Here is a 16,312-nt window from a genome sequence, read left to right on the forward strand (position 1 = left end):
CTAGTCCTCCTTGGCGGTCGGCTTCTCGATGTGGCCGCCGAACTGATATCGCAGGGCGGAGAGCAGTTGATCGGCAAAATCACCCTGGCCGCGCGAACTGAAGCGCTGGTAAAGGGCGGCACTCAGCACCGGGGCCGGAACGCCGGCCTCAATGGCAGCGGCAATGGTCCACCGGCCTTCGCCGCTGTCGGACACCCGCCCGGAGAACCCCTCGAGGGAAGGTTGATTCGCAAAGGCCTGGGCGCTTAAATCGAGCAGCCAGGAAGGGATGACCGAGCCTCGCCGCCACAGCTCGGCGATGTCGGCCAGGTTGAAGTCGTAGCGAAAATGTTCGGGGTGCTGCAGCGGGGTGGTTTCCGCATCGTGAACCTGTTCGCGGTTGCCCGCACCGGCATGACGCAGAATGTTGAACCCTTCGGCGTAGGCTGCCATCAACCCGTACTCGATACCGTTATGGATCATCTTGACAAAATGGCCGGCGCCGCTCGGGCCGCAATGGAGATATCCCTGTTCCGCCGTCGATCCCTTCTGCTGCCGCCCGGGCGTGGGGACCACGCTGGCACTGCCCGGAGCCAGGGCACTGAAAATCGGATCCAGCATTTCCACCGCCTCGGGTTCGCCGCCGATCATCAGGCAATACCCCCGCTCCAGCCCCCAGACTCCACCGCTGGTTCCCACATCGAGGTAGCGGATGCCCTGGTGGCCTAAAGCGCTGCTGCGGCGGATAGCATCATGATACCGCGAGTTGCCGCCATCGACGAGGATATCGCCCGGAGCCAGGAGCGGCGCAATCTCTGCGATCACCCCATCAACGGCGGCAGCCGGGACCATCAGCCAGACGACCCTCGGTGCTGCCAGGCAGGCGATAAATTCGGAAAAATTCAAGGTGCCGACCGCGCCTTCGGCCACCAGGGCTTCAACTGCGGCGGCCTGGCGCCCGTAGACCACGCAGCGGTGGCCCGTGCGCAATAACCGGCGCACCATATCGCCTCCCATCCTACCGATGCCGATCATCCCTATCTGCATGTCATTTCCTCCTGGATTGTCCCGATACAAAGAATCAACAGGCAAGCCGTATCACCCGCCTATTTCCTGAGCCATTGATGCAATCGGGCGCAGTACCTCTGGAATTGCTCGTTTGTCCGATTTCGGGGACGGTCCAACTCGATCTGCAGTTCCTCGCCGATCCCGCCGGTGTCCCGATCGATCAGCAGCACTCGATCGGCAATCGTGACCGCCTCCTGGACGTCGTGGGTCACAAAGAGAATCGTCTGCCGCCGCTCCCGCGACAAATCAAGGAGCAGATCCTGCATGTCATCCCTGGTTTGGGCATCAAGAGCGCCGAAGGGTTCGTCCATCAGCAAAATCGCTGGAGAGAGGATCAGCACCCGAGCCAATGCCACCCGCTGCTTCATCCCGCCGGAAAGAGTCCGGGGCAGATGGTCGCCGTAGCCCTGAAGACCGACCAGATCCAGATACCGGTCGACCTCGACTGCCTGCGACTGTGCCGACATTTTCCTGCCCCTCAGGCCAAAGGCGATGTTTTCCCGCACCGTCAGCCAGGGAAAAAGGGCATCTTCCTGGAAGACCACGCAGCGGTCCGGACCGGGCCGGGAGATTGGCCGGCCCTCCAGCAGACAGCGTCCCTGAATGGGGGCAAGAAAACCGGCGACAATCTTGAGCAGGGTGGACTTGCCGCAACCGCTGCGGCCGATCAGGCAGACCAGTTCGCCTTGCCGCAGCACCAGCGATATATCGCGGAGCACCGCTTCGGCGGCGCCGTTGTGGCAAAAAGTATGGCTGAGCCCGACGATTTCCAGAAGTGCCGGCCGGATGCCGTTTGCTGCCATCATCTCCGCCGCCTTCATATCTGCCGGCGGGCGCTCTTGAAACAGAGGCGCAGCAGGGCGACAAGCAGCCGGTCGCAGAGCCTGCCGATCAGGGCGATCAGGATGATGCCCACCAAGATGATGTCGGTCTGTCCCAGCATTCGAGCATCCATGATCGTCGCGCCCAAGCCGTCCGGGACGCCGGTGAGTTCGCCCAACACCAGATAGGCCCAGGAAATCCCCATGCCCAGGCGCAGGCCGGTGATGATATTGGGCATGGCCATGGGCAGCAGGATGGCAAAGACGCCACGCAGCCTGGAAACGCCGAGCATAGCTCCCGCCTGATAGTAGATCGGGGCGACCAGTTGCGCCCCGGTCAGGGCATTTTGATAGATGGGGAAAAAAGCGGCCATGGCCACCAGAAAAACCGTGGTCTTGATGCCGATGCCGAACCAGATCATGGCCAGCGGCAGCCAGCAGATGCCGGGGACTGCCCGCAGACCGCCGATGGCGCTGGCCACCAGACGGTTCACCAGGGCCAGGCGGCCGGAAAGGATGCCCAGGGGAATACCGAGCGCCGCGGCCAGGGAAAACCCCAGCAGTACCCGGGTCAGGGAGGCACCGAGATCACCGAGGAATCGGCCGGCATAGGGCCCCTGTCCGGCTATGCCGAAAACATAGCGCAGGCCCGCTTCACCCACTGTGACAGGATGCGGCAGGAGATACACCGGCACCAAACCTGTGGCGCTCACCCCGTACCACGACAGCAGGGCCGTCAGCGGGATCAGCAGGGCCAGCGCGGTGTTCTTTGTCCCCATCGAGTCTCTTCTTCCTTTGGTCTATGGTACCGCGACCGATCTTTGCTTGTCATTTCGACGAGCACCGCGAGGAGAAATCTCGTGTGGTGACAAGAGATTTCTCGCATACGCTCGAAATGACAAAACATCCTGCGGTGGCGATGAAAAGCCAGAAACAGCATGCTCTCACGGCCGCGCCTCGTGCACGGCCTTGGCGACAAAGCGCAGATCAAAAAGGCGGTCATAATCGGGCTGACGGTCGATAACGCCCAGAGTCTGCATCCGCTCGCCCAGGGCCTTGGCCCGTTGGACAAAGGCCGCATCCATGGTCCAGGCCAGTTCCATATTGGGAGCGGCCCGCTCCAGAACCTTGAGCGGCGTGCCGAAAGATTGGGCTTCCCGCAGCCAGCGGACCTGGTCGCGCTTGAGCGCTTCCGTGGCCCGAGCGTGGGCATTGACCAGGTACTGCACCCGGCCGGGATTTTTTTCGATCATCTCGCGGGTGACTAGCATCGCGCCATTGATTGTCCCTACCGATTCGTCAAAGTAGGGAGAGGAGAGAATACGGCCGTACCCCTGCTCGACCGCCGTGGCGGGGAAAGGCTCCCCCGAGAGAAAGGCATCGATCGCCCCTTGCGCCAGGGCAGTGCCCATGTCAAAAAAATCGACCCGCACCATGGTGACATCTTTGTCCGGCGACAGCTGGTTGCGGCTCAGGAGCTCGCGCAGGAGGATTTCATGCATGGTGCCGGGGACATAGCCGATCGTGCGGCCCTTGAGATCGGCGACCGTCTGCACCGGACCGACCTGGCGGACCACCAGAGCTGAACACTTGTTGCACAACGCCGCCACTACCACCACCGGCTGACCCATGACCGCCGACTGGATGGCATGGGCCAGGGTTGTCCCGGTCATGTCCAGGCTGCTGGCCAGCAGCGCCGTCTTCTGGTCCGCCGGGTTGGTGAAGGGAAAAACCGTGACCACATCGCCCTTTGCCAGGAATCCCTGATAGAAGAAGGGTTGAATGGTCTGGGCCGTCTTCCAGGTGCCGACCTTGAACTGGTCAGCTTGGACAGATGGGGACAGGACGAGGGTGGCCAGTAGAGCGAGGACAGCTATGATGCATGGTGTGTTTCGCATGGATGCTTTTCGTTTTCAATTTTCACTCAGAGGTTAGAAGGCAATTACCAATTCCAAGGCGAGAAGAGCGCAACAGGCTAGCATAATCTCGTTACATTGATTCAGGTAACTCAAATAACTCATCGTTCTGAGCATGCCACCTCCACCGCTTCGATACTGAATCGTTCGCCCGTTGCCGACGAGCTTCATTCCGCCATGATGTGAAGCATTCCTTATTGTGCTATCGAGGCAGCTACAAATATCCTGAAATGGTAGTGTATCTTTAAATGGGTTGCACCGATTAGCTTTATTTATGGTCAGATATTTTTTAAGATCCATGGTTACAAACTGATCGAACCTCCTCCCGTCACCTATGTTGTTCAGACACGCCAGCACTGCGATGTTACTGGTTAGCGTTTCAAACGCATTGCCATAAAATAATTTCGTTTTTGAAAATGCATGCGAAGAAGCTTCGAAGTCATCCGAAATCACCATTCCATACTTAACATGCATAAGCGTTTGAGAAAAATCACTAAAGCATCTGAAATATTCACTGAAAGTTTCAAAATACCTTTCGATATTTTCATTAGCCATAGTTGACTTGAAGAATTGACGAAATTTAAGATACTCACAGTTGTGAAGTCGTGCAATTTCACTGCAGTGATCTGAAGCATACTCGAAAAGATGATACTTAATAGGCATCAACATTCTGCCGCAGAAGTCGAACAGGACGAACTGCAGTTCGTAGGATTCCTTGAATTGACCTCCTCGATATTGCCTGAAAATTTCGGTAGCGAAACCAAGCTTACCCTTAGCGGTAAGAGACCAGCCCTTCTTCACAATCGGCCAGAGCTCATTCACACCCTTTTGCATTAGCGCCCACGCCCGCATTTCCTCGAACGATGAGAACTTCGGAGCATTTTTCCCTACGCCCATAGCATCATGAATTTCTGAGAATGCATGAGTATGGCGCATCGAAGGAAAAACACAATCGCGATGCCTGTCTTCTTTGGGGATGGGAAAGCCAGAGCTTAGGTTAATAATGGTGCCCTCGCTAGAACCATGTTCACAATTCTGAATTTCCCGAATGTGGGCTGAAGCTGTGGCGGGGTGGCAGTCCATCCCTACCACTATCTCTTCTTCGCATTCAAAACACTGGAAGGTATGTTCTTGATATGGCTCGTGCCCCACTTGTATACGTAGAGTGTGAGGGTGGCCACAGGTTTCACATTTTATAAAGTGACGAATAATCACAAATATTACCTCTTCTAACAGTGTTGTTCAGGTAAAGTTTGTGTCATTAAAAACAATTCGATGGTAACTCCGGGTTCCATTCCATCTCCCGAAGCATGGCGGCGCAATGGCTCACCGACCGTCCTCGTCCCTTGCCGGTATCGGCCTGGCCGTCGCGCGGACGATTGTTAGACAGTTGAGTTATGATCTGCAATCGTCACATACTTGCCAAAGCCACGAAACTGCTTCCTATAGGCTGGCCGCTCACCTTCACCAGGTTTGCGTAGCGGAATCGATGGTCACGGCCAAGGTAGCTCGCAGCCAACTGAACTTTGCTTTCATAAAATCATAATCAGGTCCGGAAGTTATAAAGGTCGCCTGTCCCTTGATCAAAAATCCGGCACCTGCCCCGTGCAAGCCCTTCACCTTGCTGCTTCCCAGGGTAATCAGCACATTAGGGTTGTGGGCAATATTCGCCTCTGTCTTGTGCATGTAACCTGCAGGAATGAACAATCGTTCGTCTGGTGATATTCTGAGGTAGCTGTTCCAGGTGTTGACCATATGCGGCCCATCCTTTCCCAAGGTCGCAATGGCAACAACCCCATCTTTCTTCATAATTTCGAGCAATGTTTCCGGGATCATCGTGACTACCTCTTGTTGTTTAGTTTGTTGCTCTGTCTAACGTTCCGGCTCACGGGTAAGGGCAGGCTTAGGGCCCCAATCCCGTGAAGCCAGTTGTTATGCGTCCCCACATTTATCTGCAATTGTTCTTGATTACAGATTCTAAGACATCAAATCTGGACAACCTTAATAAAATCGTAACTCATTTTATCAAATGAGCTAAATGCTATCTTTCCTTGACTTCTTCTCCTTTTTTTCTTTGCGCTTTTCCTTCAACGTTTTTTCTGATTTCTTCTTTTCGGTTTTTTGAGCATCTTTTCCTTTGGCCATGATCTTTCCTCCACTTAAATCAGTTAACTCTTCTCATGAATTATATTCATGATTTCTCCTCGCCTACAATCAATTTCCAGAGCGTGTGACAAGCACATAACAGCAATAACAGAACAAAGTACGCTTACAATACCAGTGCCGTTCTGGCGACATTGGAGTCATGCAAAACAATTCGACGCTAACTCCGGGTTCCATTCCATCTCGCGAAGCATGGCGGCGCAGTGGCTGACCGAGCGCCCCCGGCCCTTGCCGGTATCGGCCTGGCCGTCACGCGGACTGGAACCGACCTCGGGAAAGAACAGGTTGGCCCCGGCCACCAGCGAGAGGCTGTGCGGCTCGTGGGTGCAGTGGGCGCGGACGGTGTCGCCCATGACCAGACGACTGACCGCCACCATCTGGGCCATGCGCCGCTCACTGATCATCCCCAGCTGTTCTTTGGGTGAGCCGGGAAAATTGATCCGCCGCATGATGCCGCTGTAGGTGGCTTTTTCCCGGCGGGCCAGCAGCATCAGGTCGACAATCTCCTCGGCCGAATGCTCCGGCCCCACCGGTTCGACGCAGTTCATCCAGCGCAAGCCGACATCATGGAGCACCCGGATGGTCTGAATCCGCCGCTCCGGTTTAAACGGGGTGTCCGAGCCCTCGCCCAGACGGACGGCATGGTAAAAACCGACAAAGCCGGCATCAAGCAACTGCTCGCCCTCGGCGTGATTGATATCACGGGCATTGGCGACCAGCGGGGTGCTCACCTCCTGCTTGAGCCTCCGGCCGATCTCGAGCAGGCGAGAGAAGGAAAAGGTGCCGGTGGCCATCAGATTGAGAGCGTCGGCCCCCTCGGCCTCCCCCTGCCGGGCCCAGGCCAGGATATCTTCCAGGGGAAACTCGATCTTTTCAGTGAACAGCCCGGCCTGTTTAGTCAGGGAACAAAAGGCGCAGTCCATGGGGCAGGGTTCGACATTGAGCCCGATGTGCATGTGATTCTCCCCTTTCTCACCGAACTGGGTGCGGGAAAGATGGTTGGCGCACTCCATCAAGGCGTAGGTTTCCCGGCTTTCCAGCTCCAAATGCATCAGGGTCAGGGCTTCGTCCCGTGAAACCGGGCCACCGTCCCGCCCCTTGGACAAAATCTCCTCAACTGCCGGGCTTATCCGCCAACTCATCAATGCCGCTCCTTGTTGTAAAAATTTAAAACCCGTCCCCGCTGCGCCTTGGGCACAAAGCACTGGATTATTTATCGCCTCCTCAAAAAGAGCGAGACGTTTTTTTCTGTCATTTCGAGCATGAGCGAGAAATCTCGTCACCAGTCACGAGAGATTTCTCCCGTTGGTCGAAATGACACGGCATGCAGACAACCAGGGTACACCAGACTCCCTTGCAACACCTTATTCTTCTTTCGCAGCCCCTCTGGTTGTCCATTTGGAGTAGAACACGGGCACCAGCGCGAACAGGCCGAGCAGGGCAAAAGAGCCCAAAACCCGGGGCGAGGCCACATCGGCCAACGAGTCGATGGTGGCCAGACTGGCGCCGGCATTGACGTAGACAAAACCGCCGGGAATGATGCCCAGCATGGTGCCGAAGAAAAAGGTGCGCAACGGCAACCGGGTCAGGCCGGCGGCCAGGTTGATCAGAAAAAAGGGAAACAGCGGCACCAACCGCAGAAACAGCAGATAGTTGAAACCCCGGCTCTCCAATTCGCGGTTGATCCCCTCCAGCTTGGCACCGAATCGACTTAAAACAATATCGCGCAGTAGATAGCGGGTCACAAGAAAAGCCAGGGTCGCGCCGATGGTGGCGGCGATATTGGCATAGACCGTGCCCATGATCGAGCCGAAGACCGCGCCCGCTGCCAGCGACAGAATGGCTGCGCCGGGCAAGGACAGGGCCGTCTGGACGATGTAGAGTGTCATGAAACCCGCCACGGTGAGCAGCTGGTGCGCACTGTAAAAATCCAGCAATGCCTGCCGGTTGGCCTTGAGCGAGGCCAGGGTCAGGAAGCGCCCGAGATCGAGGGCGAAAAACAAGCTCACCACCAGGAGGCCCAGCACCAGCAGGATAATCTTGTTGCGGTTCATAGTATCGTGCTCCCGGGGGTCGGGACACGGCCGTCCAGACGCCGTATCTCCGGATGGACGGGCAGCGAAACCATCATCGCCGCCGCCATTGCAGCCAGCCGGCCAGCACCTTTTTCACCACCCAGGTCAGGCGGGTGCGGTTGTAGGCGTCCGCCAGTTTTTTGATTGCCTCGGCCTGGGTCGGGTAGGGATGAATGGTGCGGCCGATGGCGGACAGCCCCAGTCTCGCCGTGATGGCCAGGGACAGTTCGCCGATCATCTCGCCGGCGTGGCGCGCGACAATGGTGGCACCAAGGATTTTATCGGTGCCCTTGCGCAGATGCACCCGGGCAAAGCCCTCGGTTTCGCCGTCGAGAATGGCGCGGTCAACGCTAGCCAGTTCCACGGTCAGGGTGGTGAACGGGATGCCTCTTTCCTTGGCGTCCCGCTCATAAAGACCGACATGGGCAATTTCCGGATCAGTGTAGGTGCACCAGGGGATGGTCAGGCTGGAGGTTTTCTGCCGCCCCGCAAACAGCGCATTGGCAAGCAGAATGCGAGCATGGGCATCGGCGGTGTGGGTGAATTTGAAGGGAGAACAGATGTCGCCGGCGGCATAGATACGCGGGTTGGCGGTCCTCAGCCGATCGTCCACCAGCACTCCGGTGCGGTCATGGGCGACACCGGCCTTGTCCAGGTCGATCCCTTCGATGTTGGGTGCCCGGCCGACACCAACGAGGAGGGCGTCGGCCCGCACCTCAATGGCCGAACCGTTGCGTTCGAGGCGCAGGATTTTCTCCTGCCCGCTAGTTTCGACCGCGATGATCTTGACCCCAAGGTGCAGATCGATCCCTTCGCGAATAAAGGCGGCCTGGAGGATGGCGGCTGCATCCCCGTCCTCCCGACCTAGAATCTGAGGGGCAATTTCGATCAGTGAAACATGACTGCCGAACCGGGCGAAGGCCTGGGCCAGTTCGCACCCAATCGGCCCGCCGCCGATCACCGCCAGCCGAGGGGGCAGTTCGGTGAGCGTGAAGACGGTTTCGTTGGTGAGATACCCGGCCTCATCCAGGCCCGGAATGGGCGGAGCTGCGGCGCGCGCCCCGGTGCAAATCGCCGCCCGCTCAAACACAAGCCGCTTGCCGTCGACCTCAATACAATCCGGTCCGACAAACCGCCCCTGACCGAGAAAGACATCGACCCCCAATTCATCGTGGAAACGGCGGGCCGAGTCATGGCGGCTGATGCCGGCACGCAGGCGACGCATCCGTTCCATGGCCGCTGGAAAGTCAAATGCGACGGTCTCGCCGCCGCGCACCCCGAATCCGCCGCTGCTGCGCACGTCGTGGAGGGCGCGGGCCGCGCGGATGACGCCCTTGGAAGGGACACAGCCCACATTGAGGCAATCTCCTCCCATGAGATGCCGCTCGATCAGGGCCACTTTCGCCCCCAAACCGGCAGCACCGGCGGCACAGACCAGACCGGCCGTGCCGGCGCCGATCACCACCAGGTTGTAGCGGCCCGTGGGCTCCGGATTAGACCAATCCGGAGGATGGACGTTGGCCACCAGCGCATCATCATGCGGGTCCTGGGGAAGTAGGCTTGCAGGGACTGTCATATCCGTCGCTCTCGGTTGCAAAAAATACAGGAAGTGACCTCCGGGCAGGATCAAAAAACAAGGCAGGCCTTTGCGGTCTGCCCTACTCTAAGATCCTACAATGGTTACTTAAACAGTTTACTGTATTCGTTCAACCCTTCTTTTTCCAAGTCCACGGCGGGAACAAAGCGAAGCGCGGCGGAATTGAGGCAGTAGCGCAAGCCGGTGGGCGGCGGGCCGTCGGTGAAAACATGGCCGAGATGTGAATTGCCTTGCCGGCTTCGCACCTCGGTGCGGACCGTGAACAAACCATTGTCCACCTTTTCGACAATATTGGCCGCGACTAAGGGCTTAGTGAAGCTCGGCCAGCCGGTTTTTGAGTCATACTTTTCGGTGGAGCTGAACAGCGGTTCGCCGGAGACGATATCAACGTAAATGCCCGGTTCTTTATTGTCCCAGTAGAGGTTTTTGAAGGGCGGTTCGGTGCCGTTTTCCTGGGTGACCTCGTACTGCAGCGGTGTCAAACGGCTTTTTAAATCGGCCTGCGCCGAAGGGTTGACCTTGGCGTTTTTCCAGGTCTTTTCTAGAAAATCATCACGACCCGAACGGGACCGGTAATAACTATACCTGAGGGGATTTTCCTTATAATAATCCTGATGATACTCTTCCGCCCGGTAAAAGGTGGGAGCAGGAATGATCGGAGTAACGAGCGGTTTCTTGAAAATACCACTTTGAGCCATCTGTCCTTTTGATGCCTCGGCCAATTCCCGCTGCTCCTGGGTATAAAAATAAATGGCAGTGGTATAGCTGTGGCCGCGATCGACAAACTGACCGCCGGCATCGGTGGGGTCGACCTGGCGCCAATAGACGTCGAGCAACTGCTGATAGCTGACCTCTTTAGGATTGTACACGATCTGCACCACCTCGATATGGCCGCCCTGGCCATAATTTTCATAGGTAGGGTTGACGCTGGTGCCGCCAGCATAACCCGAGACCACCGACACAACCCCCCTGAGCTGTTCAAAAGGTTTTTCCATGCACCAAAAACAGCCGCCAGCGAACAGGGCCCGTTCGTAGCCCTTGCTCGCCAATGCCTCCGACTGCTCCTTGACCGTTTCAGCGGCCATGGCTTCCCTGCCCTGACCAACAACCATAGCGGCGATGAGGGTGAACATCGCACCAACTAGAGGGAACATGCTACGCGGTTTCATACTCTGCCTCCTTGCAAGGGATTCTCTGGATATTGTGGTCGATACATCGCATCGAAAAAGAAGGCTCTCCTTTTGCATCCTGGCTAACCTCGTGGTCGCTGACGACAACGAGGTCGGCGCACCGGAACAGGGTACCACTCCGTGTCATGTCTTCGATAGGTGAACAGTAAGCATCAACAGCTGGAGGGCACCACTCAGCATGACGAATTGTATGTTCACTGCAATTTTCCCGGTGGCGGACCATCCCTGTTGCCACCGCGGCGAGGATGCAATCCTCACAATTCCCTGGAAAAATGTCGGCCTTGTTCGTACAATGGCCCCCGCACAAGCCGTTCTTCTTTTCCTTGATCAATCCTCTGTTAGCAAAGGGTATTCTCATGAACATCGTCAACATCCTCGGCAGCCCGCGAAAGAACGGCACCAGCGCCCGCATTGCCCGCGCCTTCATCGAAACCGCCACCACCTACGGCGCCACGGTTGCCGAATATCCTCTCAACACCATGCAATACCGCGGCTGCCAGGCCTGCGAAGGCTGCCATACTCGCGCGGACCGTTGCGTCCTCAGGGATGATGTCACCGCTGTCCTGGATGATCTCTACCCCGCCGATATCGCGGTGTTCTCCGCACCGATCTATTTTGGCGACACCTGCGGCCAATTCAAAACCTTTTATGACCGGATGTGGTCGCTGATCCGGACCGATGTCCGGGACGATGAGGAAAACAGCAGCCGCCTGCCGCCCGGCAAGATTGCCGTGCTCATTCTCACCCATGTCGAAGGGGCCGGCGCCCACAACGATGTGGTCGAGCGCTATGTCCTGAATCTGGAACTCTACGGTTTTGAAGTCAGAACTCTCATTGCCCCGGGCCTGCGCCTCCAGTCGAACGCCGATATTGACACCCACCTGCAGACCGCGACCGCAATCGCGCGGGAGCTGCTGCGGGCCGGATGATCGCGGCCTTGTGGCCTACCGCCAGTTCGCCTGCATCTGCCGGAGGAGCGCGTCATAGACCGCATCTCCCACAGCAAAAACGCCTGGACTGTATCGGGAAAAGGCATACAGTTTAACCCGCAGTTCCGGGAAAATGTTCAAGGGTAGATATCCCTGGGCACAGAGTGCCAGAACGATCATCAGGGTATTATAGAAACAGATGTTAAGCGCTCGAGCCCGGCGGAGCACCTGTTTATCTTCGGACAGAACCGGCTGCCCCAGGGCATGCGCCGTCTGACAGAGGGTCTCATCCGTCGTTCCGGAACAGGTTGCGGCCTCCAGGACCACGTCTTCCGGCTGCGCCCCGTATTCAGCGACGACCTGGGGGATGAGCAGAAGGGTAAAGCAGCGGGCGGTTCGGGACAGCATTCCCAGACGCTCAAGATAGATCAGGGTCGAGGTGTCAATGACCCCACCCCGGAACCCATGCAGCTCCCGCAGTAATGATGCCTGATCACATGATATGTTCTGCAACCCTGTTCACCTCGACCACCACGAAGCGCGCTCTTCATCGCCCCTTGCCCTCTCGGTAACGATGTAAGAGCCCGCCAGAACCGGCAGATGGCACTTGAGCACCATCACTGACGACAGTATCGCACCTCACCCATTCACGCAACCATAGGAGAGACCATGGACCTGCAATTCACCATCGACCTTGACCTCTGCATCCAGTGCGGGGCCTGTATCGACGATTGCCCCTTCCACATAATCGAGATGTCCCCCGACTACCCGGCCCTCAATCCGACCCGAATCCACCACTGTATTCAGTGCCAGCACTGTCTGGCGGTCTGCCCGACTGGCGCCCTCTCCATTTTGGGATTCAAGCCGGAAAATTCGCTGCCCCTGCCGGAAAGCCTGCCCAGTGCCCAGCAGATGGCCGCTCTCATTCGAGGCAGGCGTTCGATGCGCCGGTTCCTGCCGGACCCCCTGGACGCCAGCGTGATCGACCACCTGTTGCGGACCGTGGCCAACGCCCCCACCGGCAAGAACAACCGCCAGTGCCTGTTCACGGTGATCGAGGATTCGGCCACCATGGAGATCTTCCGCCGCGAAACCATGGAAGGCCTACGCACGGCGGTGATTGAAAAACGACTTTCAGAAGGACAGGGGTATTTCCGCCATGTGGTCACCGCCTGGGACCAGGGCCGCGATATCATTTTCAGGAATGCACCCCATCTGCTTATGGTTTCGGTCCCCTCGACGGTGACCACCCCGGATGCCGACATGCTGATTGCCATGAGCTATTTTGAGCTGCTCGCAGCCAGCATGGGCATCGGCACCCTGTGGAACGCCATGATCCGGTGGGCTTTTTCTGAAATTTCAACCGACATGTACCAGCGGCTGGGAATCCCTGAGGATCATGTCAAAGGGTATGTTATCCTCTTCGGCAAACCGGCGGTCCAGTACCATCGCACGGTGCAGCGTGACGAGGTCCAGATCAACCGGGTCCGGCTGGCCTGAAGCCTGACCGGCATGGTCGATGCAGCGGCGCCTTCCTGCGCTGGGAATCTCTTGAGCCTGAACACCTGGACCGACGGCAGGAAAAGAGATGGACACCTTGGCGCGGTTTCATTAAACAGCAGGCAACGAAAGTGGGGAGCAGAAGACCGTCCATTCCGACGCGACCCCAGATGACCATCACCACTGTTTTGCTGTTGAGGCGACGCCCCACAGTTCGGCATAAACACACACCCTCTGAGACCCTCTCCTGACGACCATGAAACTTCTTTTTGACTTCTTTCCGATCCTGCTCTTTTTCGTTGCTTATAAATTTTTCGATATCTATATCGCCACCGGGGTGGCCATCGCCGCCACCATGGTTCAATGCGCGATCTCCTGGATAAAAACGCGGACAGTTGCGACCATGCAACTGGTTGCCCTGGCGGTCATCGTCATCTTCGGCGGCCTGACCCTCTACCTCCACGATGAGCAGTTCATCAAGTGGAAACCAACGGTCATCAATTGGCTGTTTGGTGGTGCCTTTCTGCTCAGTCAGGTGGTTGGCCAGAAAACAGCGATTGAACGGTTACTGGGGGCCAATCTGACCCTGCCAAAGCCGGTGTGGCGACGCCTCAACCTCGCATGGATCACCTTTTTCCTCATCTTGGGCGGGGTTAATCTCTATGTCATGAGCAATTTCGACCGCGACACTTGGGTCAATTTCAAATTATTTGGCATGCTCGGCCTGACCCTGGTTTTCATCGTGCTCCAATCCTTTTATCTGTCGAGATATGTGACCGAATCGCCATCTGATTCCGAGTAGCTTCATTCTTCCTGGAAATTTTTTCCAGACGCTTGTCAACCGATCTGCCGCTGATGCGTTCTCATAAGTAAAGGCCATTTATTTACCTTCACTTCAGGAGAACACAGCATGAAAACAAAATTGCTGACCGCCGCCGCCCTCACCCTCTTTTTCTGGCTGGGCAACGCCTTGGCCCAGGATTGGGGTGATCGCTATGAAAATCGCCTGGATAACCGGGGTGATCGCATCGATCAACGACTGGACGCCAAGGGAGAACGGATCAATGATCGTCTGGATAATCGATCCGAACGTGCTGCGGCCAATGGCCATGAACAACGTGCCCTGCGCCTGGATCGGCAAGGCGATCGGATTGAAAATCGCCTGGACCGCCGGGGCGATCACATCGACAATCGTCTCGACCGTAAAGGCCAGCGCGTCGACCGCCGCTCCGATCGTCGGCAGAGTTGACCAAAAACACTGTGAGGCCGGGCTCATCTCCCGGCCTCACAGGCAGTACTCCTGCGCAGGAACCAAATAGATCCGGGTATGGAATCCTTTTTGAAGTCGATTGAACGGCCGGCGTACCGCATGGCACTGCTTGCCAGCCGGAACCAGGAGGATGCCCTCGATTTGGTCCAGGACGCTCTCTGCCGTTTTATTGATAAATATGCCCAGCGGCCGCGGGAAGAGTGGAAACCGCTTTTCTACACCATTCTCCACAACGCCATCCGCGACTTTGGCCGCAGGCGAACGGTCCGCCGTTGCCTGCTCTGGTTCGGAGTCGGCACAACAAAGGATGGGGATGATAGCCTAGAAGACCGGGAAGACCGGCACAGCCCCAATCCGGAGCACACCGCTCAAGTCAGCCATGCCTTTGCCGCCCTGCAAGATGCACTGGCCCGATTGCCCTTTCGACAGAGACAGGCCTTTTTGCTGCGGAGTTGGCAGGAACTGAGCGTGGCTGACACGGCCGGCGTCATGGGGTGCAGCGAAGGATCGGTGAAGACACATTATTCCCGTGCGGTGCAGACCCTGCGGGAACAACTGGGGGATCATTGGCCATGAACGACGAACAGGACCGAAAATTCGCGGCAGCGGCAAAACAACTCCTTGATCAAGCGGCGGACGATCTCGACGGGGACACCTTGTCCCGGTTGCATCGCGCCAGGAACCGGGCGCTGGCGGGCACGACAAAACGACCACCGTTCTTTCGCCGGCCTTTACCCCTCGTGATCACCTCGGCCTTGACCGCTGCCGCACTGGTGCTCTTCGTGGCGTTTGGGCCATCGTCGCAGGAGACCATTGAAAAGAATCTGGTTGCGGATCTGGGACTCTTAACTGCAGAGGAATCTCTTGAATTTTTTGAAGATATCGAATTTTACGAGTGGCTTTCCACGGTTGAGGGGGAGGAGAACGGTTTGTCCCGCACTCCTGATGGTTCTCCTGATCCTCGTCCCCGTGGATGGTGCCTGGAGTCAGACGCCGGAAGCCGAGGTCGAGAATCCGGAGATGGAGATGCTGGAGTTTCTCGGATCATTTGAGGATAAAGACACGGGCTGGATGGATCCGTTTGAGCTTGAAGCCATGGCAAAGGAAAAGGGAACAACCGAGGAGAACAGCAATGACAAATAGGCTGCGACTTCGAGGAAGCTCATGGTTGTTCGGCATGTGGCTGTCTTTCGTTGTGATGCTCTGCTGCGCCTTGCCTCTCCATGCCGGTGACTTCAAGGAATTAAGCACACAGCAGCAGCGGATCCTGCAGCCGTTTGCTCAGGAATGGGACGGAATTGCACCGGACAAGCAGGAGCGTTTGCGGAAGGGGGCAGACCGATGGCTGGACATGAGCCCTGAGCAGCGGACCGAGGCCAAAGAGCGGCTACAAAAATGGCGTGACCTCAAACCCGAGCAACGCCAATGGATTCGCGAACGCTTTGAACAATTTCAAAAACTTTCCCCGGAGCAGAAACACCGTTTGCGCGCCGCCCGCGAACAATTTCGCCAGTTTGCGCCAGAAAAACGCAAAGAACTGAAACAACGGTGGCAATCCCTTGATCCCGAGCAGAAGGCCCGGTTCAAGCAACGTTTTTTTCTGGCCAATCCTCAACAACGAGCCATGCTGCTCGAACGTTGGGACAGGGCAACGCCGGAGCAGCGGCAGCGCCTGTTGGACAGGTGGGAGAGGCGAACGCCCCAGGAATAAAACAAAGACGTTGATGAGTGGAAAGACCACCTGATCTAAAGCAGTCGGTAATTCGGGGCGACCAAAGCTGATCGCCCCGAGTCAGTGGTCAAG

At 57.2% G+C, this 16,312-nt stretch carries 18 protein-coding genes; 7 read left to right on the forward strand and 11 right to left on the reverse strand.

The features are described from left to right. The 10 genes from gnd to msrB form a co-directional block, all read right to left on the reverse strand. Entirely contained in the window at nt 1–1,026 is a 1,026-nt protein-coding gene (gnd, locus tag ACHZCX_RS09640) for a phosphogluconate dehydrogenase (NAD(+)-dependent, decarboxylating) (RefSeq protein ID WP_319587023.1), read from the reverse strand. Between the two features lie 59 nt (nt 1,027–1,085). Continuing rightward, entirely contained in the window at nt 1,086–1,853 is a 768-nt protein-coding gene (locus ACHZCX_RS09645) for an ABC transporter ATP-binding protein (RefSeq protein ID WP_319587024.1), read from the reverse strand. A gap of 11 nt (nt 1,854–1,864) precedes the next feature. Beyond that, the gene (locus ACHZCX_RS09650) at nt 1,865–2,647 is read right to left on the reverse strand and encodes an ABC transporter permease (protein ID WP_319587025.1); all 783 of its coding nucleotides are present in this window, start codon (nt 2,645–2,647) and stop codon (nt 1,865–1,867) included. Between the two features lie 165 nt (nt 2,648–2,812). Then, a complete protein-coding gene (locus ACHZCX_RS09655) occupies nt 2,813–3,766 on the reverse strand; it encodes an NrtA/SsuA/CpmA family ABC transporter substrate-binding protein (protein ID WP_319587026.1) in 954 nt (317 codons plus the stop codon). 33 nt (nt 3,767–3,799) lie between these two features. Further along, complete coding sequence (locus ACHZCX_RS09660; RefSeq protein WP_319587027.1) at nt 3,800–4,999, reverse strand: hypothetical protein; 1,200 nt, start codon at nt 4,997–4,999, stop codon at nt 3,800–3,802. A 249-nt stretch (nt 5,000–5,248) separates the two neighbouring features. Then, complete coding sequence (locus ACHZCX_RS09665) at nt 5,249–5,620, reverse strand: pyridoxamine 5'-phosphate oxidase family protein (RefSeq protein WP_319587028.1); 372 nt, start codon at nt 5,618–5,620, stop codon at nt 5,249–5,251. Between the two features lie 467 nt (nt 5,621–6,087). Further along, entirely contained in the window at nt 6,088–7,089 is a 1,002-nt protein-coding gene (locus ACHZCX_RS09670; RefSeq protein ID WP_319587029.1) for a hypothetical protein, read from the reverse strand. A gap of 222 nt (nt 7,090–7,311) precedes the next feature. After that, nucleotides 7,312–8,001 carry a TVP38/TMEM64 family protein gene (locus ACHZCX_RS09675; RefSeq protein ID WP_319587030.1) on the reverse strand — a complete coding sequence of 230 codons (690 nt, stop codon included), beginning with the start codon at nt 7,999–8,001 and terminating at the stop codon, nt 7,312–7,314. Between the two features lie 73 nt (nt 8,002–8,074). Further along, complete coding sequence (locus ACHZCX_RS09680) at nt 8,075–9,598, reverse strand: mercuric reductase (protein WP_319587031.1); 1,524 nt, start codon at nt 9,596–9,598, stop codon at nt 8,075–8,077. Nucleotides 9,599–9,702: 104 nt separating this feature from the next. After that, nucleotides 9,703–10,704, reverse strand: a complete 1,002-nt coding sequence (gene msrB / locus ACHZCX_RS09685; protein WP_394708822.1) for a peptide-methionine (R)-S-oxide reductase MsrB — start codon at nt 10,702–10,704, stop codon at nt 9,703–9,705. Between the two features lie 461 nt (nt 10,705–11,165). Here msrB and ACHZCX_RS09690 point away from each other — a divergent pair, with 461 nt between their 5' ends. After that, nucleotides 11,166–11,738 carry a flavodoxin family protein gene (locus ACHZCX_RS09690; protein WP_319587033.1) on the forward strand — a complete coding sequence of 191 codons (573 nt, stop codon included), beginning with the start codon at nt 11,166–11,168 and terminating at the stop codon, nt 11,736–11,738. Nucleotides 11,739–11,753: 15 nt separating this feature from the next. Here the strand turns inward: ACHZCX_RS09690 and ACHZCX_RS09695 are convergent, their stop codons facing one another. After that, complete coding sequence (locus ACHZCX_RS09695; protein WP_319587034.1) at nt 11,754–12,251, reverse strand: hypothetical protein; 498 nt, start codon at nt 12,249–12,251, stop codon at nt 11,754–11,756. 156 nt (nt 12,252–12,407) lie between these two features. On the opposite strand from ACHZCX_RS09695, the gene ACHZCX_RS09700 reads away from it, so the two are divergent. The 6 genes from ACHZCX_RS09700 to ACHZCX_RS09725 all read left to right on the forward strand — a co-directional run bounded on the left by ACHZCX_RS09700 (nt 12,408) and on the right by ACHZCX_RS09725 (nt 16,219). Continuing rightward, nucleotides 12,408–13,238, forward strand: coding sequence for a nitroreductase family protein (locus tag ACHZCX_RS09700; RefSeq protein WP_319587035.1), 831 nt, complete (start codon nt 12,408–12,410; stop codon nt 13,236–13,238). Between the two features lie 256 nt (nt 13,239–13,494). Further along, nucleotides 13,495–14,040, forward strand: coding sequence for a septation protein A (locus ACHZCX_RS09705; RefSeq protein WP_319587036.1), 546 nt, complete (start codon nt 13,495–13,497; stop codon nt 14,038–14,040). Between the two features lie 108 nt (nt 14,041–14,148). Then, complete coding sequence (locus ACHZCX_RS09710) at nt 14,149–14,487, forward strand: hypothetical protein (protein WP_319587037.1); 339 nt, start codon at nt 14,149–14,151, stop codon at nt 14,485–14,487. A 78-nt stretch (nt 14,488–14,565) separates the two neighbouring features. Next, nucleotides 14,566–15,084, forward strand: a complete 519-nt coding sequence (locus tag ACHZCX_RS09715) for an RNA polymerase sigma factor (protein WP_319587038.1) — start codon at nt 14,566–14,568, stop codon at nt 15,082–15,084. Continuing rightward, nucleotides 15,081–15,560: a DUF3619 family protein gene (locus ACHZCX_RS09720; RefSeq protein WP_319587039.1), complete on the forward strand. Its 480-nt coding sequence runs from the start codon at nt 15,081–15,083 to the stop codon at nt 15,558–15,560. The genes ACHZCX_RS09715 and ACHZCX_RS09720 overlap by 4 nt, the downstream gene beginning before the upstream one ends. Nucleotides 15,561–15,640: 80 nt before the next feature. Continuing rightward, nucleotides 15,641–16,219, forward strand: coding sequence for a DUF3106 domain-containing protein (locus ACHZCX_RS09725; RefSeq protein WP_319587040.1), 579 nt, complete (start codon nt 15,641–15,643; stop codon nt 16,217–16,219). Nucleotides 16,220–16,312: the final 93 nt, after the last annotated feature.

Source organism: uncultured Desulfobulbus sp. (genome assembly GCF_963662935.2).
In the GTDB taxonomy this organism is placed as follows: domain Bacteria; phylum Desulfobacterota; class Desulfobulbia; order Desulfobulbales; family Desulfobulbaceae; genus Desulfobulbus.